Source organism: Sphingomonas parva (ex Maeng et al. 2020) (genome assembly GCF_004564275.1).
In the GTDB taxonomy this organism is placed as follows: Bacteria; Pseudomonadota; Alphaproteobacteria; order Sphingomonadales; family Sphingomonadaceae; genus Allosphingosinicella; species Allosphingosinicella parva.
Genome location: NZ_SPDV01000102.1, coordinates 1 through 6,934, shown reverse-complemented (window position 1 = coordinate 6,934; position 6,934 = coordinate 1). Strand labels below are relative to the sequence as shown.

Below are 6,934 nucleotides of genomic sequence, written 5' to 3'. Positions count from 1 at the left end.
AGCTGTCTTTCCCGGCATCCCGCACCACGTGACGCAGCGTGGCAACGGGCGCCAGCAGACGTTCTTCGAGGATGCCGATTATGCGGCCTATCGCGATCTCCTGGCGGCTCGGGCGCGTTCCGCGGGCGTCGAGGTGTGGGCGTGGGTTCTGATGCCCAATCATGTTCACATGATCCTGGTACCGAGCGACCCCGGCGGGATTGGCCGGGCAATGTCGGCCGTGCACGGCCGCTATGCGGGGCGTATCCACGCGCGCCTGAAACGGACGGGTCACTTCTGGCAAGGGCGTTTCGGTTGCGTGGCGATGGATGAGGATCACCTCGCCGCGGCATTGCGGTACATTGCGCTGAACCCGGTGCGCGCCGGCCTTGTCGACCGTGCGGAGGCCTGGCGCTGGTCCAGCGTCCATGCTCACCTGGACCCCGAGACCGAAGATGGTGTGACGACGGTCGCGCCGGTCCGGGAGCGGTTCCCCGATTTCGCGGCGATCCTTGCTGCGGGTGAAGATGCGGAAATGACGATGCGCCTGCGAAAGGCGGAGTCGATCGGGCGGCCGGTGGGGAGCGAGGCGTTCGTCACCCGCCTCGAGAGCGCCACGGGGCGCACGCTCCTGCCGCGAAAGCGCGGGCCGAAGCCGAAGCAATTGAGTGGAGTGTCACCGTAACCCAATAATTCCGGCCAAGAGCACGATTGCAACCAAGATAAGCACTATATTGCGCCACCAGGACATGATCCGCACAGAACCAAGAAATACTGATCGCCTGCCCCCGTCGTTCGCCTCGGAGTGCGGCCGTTCCGGTCCGCGCACTACGGACCGCATTATCAAGCCGCCGACGAGTAAGAACAGGCCAGCTCCAGCAGAAATTATTAGGAGGTAGGCTGCTCTGTCCTCCTCAGGAACCGAGGTCATGGCATCGGCGGTGATCGGAACGCCTCCTGCGAAGTGAGCGATGCACATAGCTACAGTTGCGAAGAGTATGCAGCCGCCAACGAAGATCAACTTTCGACTTGTTGCGCGGAAATACTCACGCTCGCTTCTAGGCGCACTTATGAATGACTTTAGGTTTCTCATTGTGAATCCATTTTATTTGGCTTTGCATCGAAAGTACCTAGGGGATAGAATTACGGTGACACTCCACTTAATTGACGCAATCTGGGGGTTGCGAGAGCCTCGTTCCATGGCCCGTCTCGCCCGAGCTGTCTTTCCCGGCATCCCGCACCACGTGACGCAGCGTGGCAACGGGCGCCAGCAGACGTTCTTCGAGGATGCCGATTATGCGGCCTATCGCGATCTCCTGGCGGCTCGGGCGCGTTCCGCGGGCGTCGAGGTGTGGGCGTGGGTTCTGATGCCCAATCATGTTCACATGATCCTGGTACCGAGCGACCCCGGCGGGATTGGCCGGGCAATGTCGGCCGTGCACGGCCGCTATGCGGGGCGTATCCACGCGCGCCTGAAACGGACGGGTCACTTCTGGCAAGGGCGTTTCGGTTGCGTGGCGATGGATGAGGATCACCTCGCCGCGGCATTGCGGTACATTGCGCTGAACCCGGTGCGCGCCGGCCTTGTCGACCGTGCGGAGGCCTGGCGCTGGTCCAGCGTCCATGCTCACCTGGACCCCGAGACCGAAGATGGTGTGACGACGGTCGCGCCGGTCCGGGAGCGGTTCCCCGATTTCGCGGCGATCCTTGCTGCGGGTGAAGATGCGGAAATGACGATGCGCCTGCGAAAGGCGGAGTCGATCGGGCGGCCGGTGGGGAGCGAGGCGTTCGTCACCCGCCTCGAGAGCGCCACGGGGCGCACGCTCCTGCCGCGAAAGCGCGGGCCGAAGCCGAAGCAATTGAGTGGAGTGTCACCGTAACCCAATAATTCCGGCCAAGAGCACGATTGCAACCAAGATAAGCACTATATTGCGCCACCAGGACATGATCCGCACAGAACCAAGAAATACTGATCGCCTGCCCCCGTCGTTCGCCTCGGAGTGCGGCCGTTCCGGTCCGCGCACTACGGACCGCATTATCAAGCCGCCGACGAGTAAGAACAGGCCAGCTCCAGCAGAAATTATTAGGAGGTAGGCTGCTCTGTCCTCCTCAGGAACCGAGGTCATGGCATCGGCGGTGATCGGAACGCCTCCTGCGAAGTGAGCGATGCACATAGCTACAGTTGCGAAGAGTATGCAGCCGCCAACGAAGATCAACTTTCGACTTGTTGCGCGGAAATACTCACGCTCGCTTCTAGGCGCACTTATGAATGACTTTAGGTTTCTCATTGTGAATCCATTTTATTTGGCTTTGCATCGAAAGTACCTAGGGGATAGAATTACGGTGACACTCCACTTAATTGACGCAATCTGGGGGTTGCGAGAGCCTCGTTCCATGGCCCGTCTCGCCCGAGCTGCCTTTCCCGGCATCCCGCACCACGTGATGCAGCGTGGCAATCGGCGGCAGCAGAGTTCCGGTGACATCTTGCCAAATGGATCAAGATGACAGTCTTGAACCACGAAGACATTCTCCTGAATATCCGTACCCAACAGGCTGAGGCCCTGGTCCGCCTGCCGCGCGCCCTGCCTGCACAGCGCTCGATCCGCTGGAGTCACGCTACCTCCGGAACAGCGATGTTCAGTTTCAATACTGAACCAATTATTCGGAAAACCTTGCTTTATCTGCTTCCTGCGGCCCCGGCTTTGGATTAGGAGTCTTCCCGAGGGGAACGGATCGCAGCGATTGGACTCGCCGATGCCGAGGTTTGCAGGAGAGGGGACCTCCTGGTGCTTTCACCCGCAATTGCGGGTTCGGTGACGTTCTGTGCGTCGCGCGCGCCCTCGTGGGCGGCGTGGAAAGGGGGAGCGAAGGCGTGAGCATCTGGCAGCAAACCGCAGTTCGGGCCATCGCGATCCTCGGCACCGGCCTCGCCGCAAGCGCGGCCGCCGCGCAGGATGTCTATGCCGATCCGCAGGGCTCGGGCGTGATCGTCTCCGCGGTGCAATGGCTGCAGGGCACCCTGCTCGGCACGATCGCCACCGTCGTCGCGGTGATCGCGGTCGCCTCGGTCGGCTTCCTGATGCTCACCGGGCGGATCAACTGGCGCTACGGCGCGACCGTGATCGTCGGCTGCTTCATCCTGTTCGGCGCCGCCAGCATCGTCGCCGGCATCCAGTCGACCGCGAGCCTCGGGAACTGACCCGATGGACCGCGTCGATCAGGACATCCTGTTCGTCGCTTTGACCCGGCCGCAGATGTTCGCCGGGGTGACCTATTCCTATTTCGTGGTGAACGCGGTGCTCGCGACCGAGCTGTTCCTCGTCTTCGGCTCCTTCTGGGTGCTGCTCGCCGCGCTCCTTATCCACGGCGTCGGCGCGATCCTCTGCCTGCGCGAGCCGCGCTTCTTCGATCTCTGGCTCGCCAAGGTCCGGCGCTGCCCGCGCGTCCGCAATTACCGGCTGTGGCGATGCAATTCGTACCGGCCCTGACGCCCGATCCGGCCGCGGTCGCCCGCGAGCAGCCGGTCGGCCGGCACCTCCCCTCTGCGCGCCACGTCGACGACCACACGATCGAGACTCGCGACGGCCTCCTGCTCCAGGTCATCCACCTGCGCGGCCTGCTGTTCGAGACCGCGGACACCGACGAGATCAACTATCGGAAGCGCCTGCGCGACGCGATGCTGCAGGCGGTCGGCTCGTCGCGCTTCGCCCTCTACCACCACATCGTCCGCCGCCGCGTCGACGCCGAGCTGCCGGCGGAGCATGAGGATTCCTTCTCGCGCCTCCTCGACGCCGCCTGGTCGGCGCGGCTCGCCTCGAAGCAGCTCTACGTCAACGATCTCTACCTCACCCTGGTGCGGCGGCCGCTGCAGGGCAGGATCGGCCTGCTCGACCGGGTCCGCGGGATGGTCGGCCGCGCCGGCGAGCCGGCCGGCGCCAACACCGCCTACGAATTGCGCCAGCTCGACACGGCGCGTGAGGCCCTGGTCGCGGCGCTCGGCAGCTACGGGCCGCGCCTGCTCGGCATCCGCGAGAATCCGCACGGCCTCTGCTCGGAGCTGCTCGAGTTCCTCTCGACCCTGCTCAACGCCGAGACGCGCCCGGTGCTGCTGCCCGGCCGCGACCTCGGCGACTATCTGCCCTACCGGCGGATCAGCTTCGGCCAGGAGACGGTCGAGCTCGGTAAGCACGGCGCGACGCCGCGCGCCTTCCTCGGCCTCGTCTCGATCAAGGATTATCCGGGCCGCACCCAGCCGGGCATGCTCGACGAACTGCTCCGCCTGCCGTTCGAGATGACGATCTCCCAGTCGTTCGGCTTCGTCGAGCGCCAGGCCGCGCTGGCCGGCATGAACCTCGCGCTGCGGCGCATGCGCTCGGCCGAGGACGAGGCCTTGAGCCTGCGCGCCGATCTCGTCCGCGCCAAGGACGAGGTCGCCGCCGGCCGCGCCGGCTTCGGCGAGCACCACATGACCGTCGCCGTCCATGGCGACACGCCGGAAGGAGTCGACGACGGCGTCGCCGAGGTGCTCGCCTCCTTGGCCGACATCGGCATCATCGCGGTGCGCGAGGAGATCGCGCTGGAGCCCGCCTTCTGGGCGCAATTCCCCGGCAATTTCAAATATATCGCCCGCCCGGCCCTGGTCTCGACCGCCAATTTCGCCGGCCTCGCCAGCGGCCACAATTTCCCGATCGGCCGGCCCAGCGGCAACCTCTGGGGCGATGCCGTCGCCCTGCTGGAGACCACCGCCGCCGGGCCCTATTATTTCAACTTCCACCACGGCGATCTCGGCAACTTCACCGTCATCGGCCCGTCCGGCTCGGGCAAGACGGTGGTGCTGAACTTCCTCCTCGCCCAGGCGCGCAAGTTCCGGCCGCGGATCATCTTCTTCGACAAGGATCGCGGCGCCGAGCTCTTCGTCCGCGCGATCGGCGGCCGCTACGATCTGCTCCGGCCGGGCACGCCGTCCGGCCTCAACCCGCTCCAGATGGAGGACAGCCACGCCAGCCGCCAGTTCCTGATCAACTGGATCGCGGTGCTGGCCGGCGGCGCCGACACCGACGAGCTCGCCCAGATCAAGGACGCGGTCGACGCCAATTACGCCCAGCCGCACGCCCACCGGCGGCTGCGCAACCTCGCCGAATTGTTCCGCGGCGGCCACCGCGCCCACGCCAAGGATCTCTGGGCGCGGCTCCGGCCCTGGTGGGGCGACGGCGAGCGCGCCTGGCTGTTCGACAATCCCGAGGACCGGACCGATCTCGGCGCCGCCTCGGTCGGCTTCGACATGACCCAGGTGCTCGACGATCCTTCGGTGCGCACCCCGGCGATGATGTACCTGTTCCACCGGGTGGAGGAGCGGCTCGACGGATCGCCGGCGATCATCGTCGTCGACGAGGGCTGGAAGGCGCTCGACGACGAGGTGTTCGTCCGCAGGATCAAGGACTGGGAGAAGACGATCCGCAAGAGAAACGGAATCGTCGGCTTCGCCACCCAGAGCGCCCAGGACGCGCTCGAGAGCCGGATCGCCAGCGCGATCATCGAGCAGGCGGCGACCCAGATCTTCATGGCCAATCCCAAGGCGCGGGCCGACGATTATATCGACGGCTTCGGCCTGACGCCGCACGAATACGAGATCGTCCGCACCCTGCCCGACGATGCCCATTGCTTCCTGGTCAAGCACGGCCTGGACAGCGTCGTCGTGCGGCTGAACCTCACCGGCGAGCGCGACCTGCTCACCATCCTCTCGGGCCGTGAGCGCACCGTGCGGCTGCTCGACGAATTGCGCGCCGAGACCGGCGACGATCCCGAGGCGTGGATGGCCCCGCTGCTGGAGCGGGTGTGATGGCGATCGCCTGTCCCGCCTATGGCCCGAGCGAGGCCTTCCTCAGCGCCACCGTCGCGGCGATCGACTGTCACGCCCAGAACCTCGGCGAGGCCGGCTATCAGGCGCTCGCCGCGCCGGGCTCGCCGGTCGCGCTCGCATTGGGCGGCATGCTGACCATCTTCGTTGCTCTGTTCGGCTACCGGATGCTGTTCGGCGGCGCGCCGGACGCGCGCGACGCCGTCCTCGCCGTCGCCAAGATCGGCGTCGTGCTGGCGCTGGCGACGAGCTGGCCCGCCTTCCGCATCCTCGCCTACGATGTCGCGATGCGCGGCCCCGCCGAGCTCGCCGCGGCGGTGGGGCGCCCGGCCGGCCTGCCGGGCAGCGAGGGCGGCATGGTCGCGCGGCTGCAGGGCGTCGACAATCTCCTCGCCGAGCTCACCATCATCGGCACCGGCAAGCCGCCCGAGGCCGATGTCGTCGTCGGCCCGACCGAGGCGCTTACCCCGGCCCAGCAGGCGCAGGAGCAGCAGCGCCTCGCCGCGCTCCAGCAGAGGCCGCGCTGGAATCCGGATCGCGACGCCAGGATGGTCGCCCAGGCCCGCACCCTGTTCCTCGCCGGCGCGATCGGCGCCTTCGCCTCGGTCCGCCTCGTCGCCGGCCTGCTGCTCGCGCTCGGACCGCTCTTCGCCCTGTTCCTCCTCTTCGACGGCACCCGCGGGCTGTTCGAGGGCTGGCTGCGCGTCCTCGCCGGCGCCGCGCTCGGCGCGCTCGCCACCGGCATCGTGCTCGCGGTCGAGCTCGCGCTGATGGAGCCGTGGCTGGCGGTGATCGTCAGCGAGCGGCGCTACGGCGTTCCGACGCCCCGCGTGCCGGTCGAATTGCTGGTCATGACCCTGGTCTTCGCGCTCGCCCTGCTCGCCAGCCTGATCGCCGTCGCCCGTGTCGCCCGCGGCTTCCGCATGCCGCAGGCGCTGCGCGTCGTGCCCGCCCAGCTCGCCGGGATCGTGCGGTTGGGGGAGGGCCGGACGACGCTCGCCGTCTCCGGCGCGCCCGCCGCGGCCGTGCCGATCGACGAGCGCAGCCGGGCGAGCGCGGTCGCCGACGCCGTCGCCGCGGTCCAGCGCCGCGAGGCCT

At 66.9% G+C, this 6,934-nt stretch carries 7 protein-coding genes; all 7 read left to right on the top strand.

Annotation, left to right across the window (positions count from 1 at the left end):
• Positions 1-664 (top strand): transposase (locus E2493_RS20835; protein WP_135090688.1); only part of this gene is annotated, 664 nt, incomplete at its 5' end.
• A 514-nt stretch (positions 665-1,178) separates the two neighbouring features.
• Positions 1,179-1,859, top strand: a complete 681-nt coding sequence (locus tag E2493_RS20830) for a transposase (RefSeq protein WP_135089684.1) — start codon at positions 1,179-1,181, stop codon at positions 1,857-1,859.
• 630 nt (positions 1,860-2,489) lie between these two features.
• Positions 2,490-2,690, top strand: coding sequence for a hypothetical protein (locus E2493_RS20820; RefSeq protein WP_167737680.1), 201 nt, complete (start codon positions 2,490-2,492; stop codon positions 2,688-2,690).
• A gap of 194 nt (positions 2,691-2,884) precedes the next feature.
• Positions 2,885-3,178 carry a TrbC/VirB2 family protein gene (locus tag E2493_RS20815; RefSeq protein ID WP_135090690.1) on the top strand — a complete coding sequence of 98 codons (294 nt, stop codon included), beginning with the start codon at positions 2,885-2,887 and terminating at the stop codon, positions 3,176-3,178.
• Between the two features lie 4 nt (positions 3,179-3,182).
• Positions 3,183-3,467, top strand: a complete 285-nt coding sequence (locus E2493_RS20810) for a type IV secretion system protein VirB3 (RefSeq protein WP_135090684.1) — start codon at positions 3,183-3,185, stop codon at positions 3,465-3,467.
• Positions 3,446-5,818, top strand: coding sequence for a VirB4 family type IV secretion/conjugal transfer ATPase (locus E2493_RS20805; protein ID WP_135090682.1), 2,373 nt, complete (start codon positions 3,446-3,448; stop codon positions 5,816-5,818). Before E2493_RS20810 ends, E2493_RS20805 begins: the two co-directional genes overlap by 22 nt.
• On the top strand, positions 5,818-6,934 hold a 1,117-nt coding region (locus tag E2493_RS20800; protein ID WP_135090680.1), incomplete at its 3' end, for a type IV secretion system protein. The genes E2493_RS20805 and E2493_RS20800, both read left to right, overlap by 1 nt.

Coding starts and splice junctions, on each gene's coding strand:
- E2493_RS20830 (WP_135089684.1), top strand. CDS start 1,179: ATGGCCCGTCTCGCCCGAGCTGTCTTTCCCGGCATCCCGCACCACGTG.
- E2493_RS20810 (WP_135090684.1), top strand. CDS start 3,183: ATGGACCGCGTCGATCAGGACATCCTGTTCGTCGCTTTGACCCGGCCG.
- E2493_RS20805 (WP_135090682.1), top strand. CDS start 3,446: ATGCAATTCGTACCGGCCCTGACGCCCGATCCGGCCGCGGTCGCCCGC.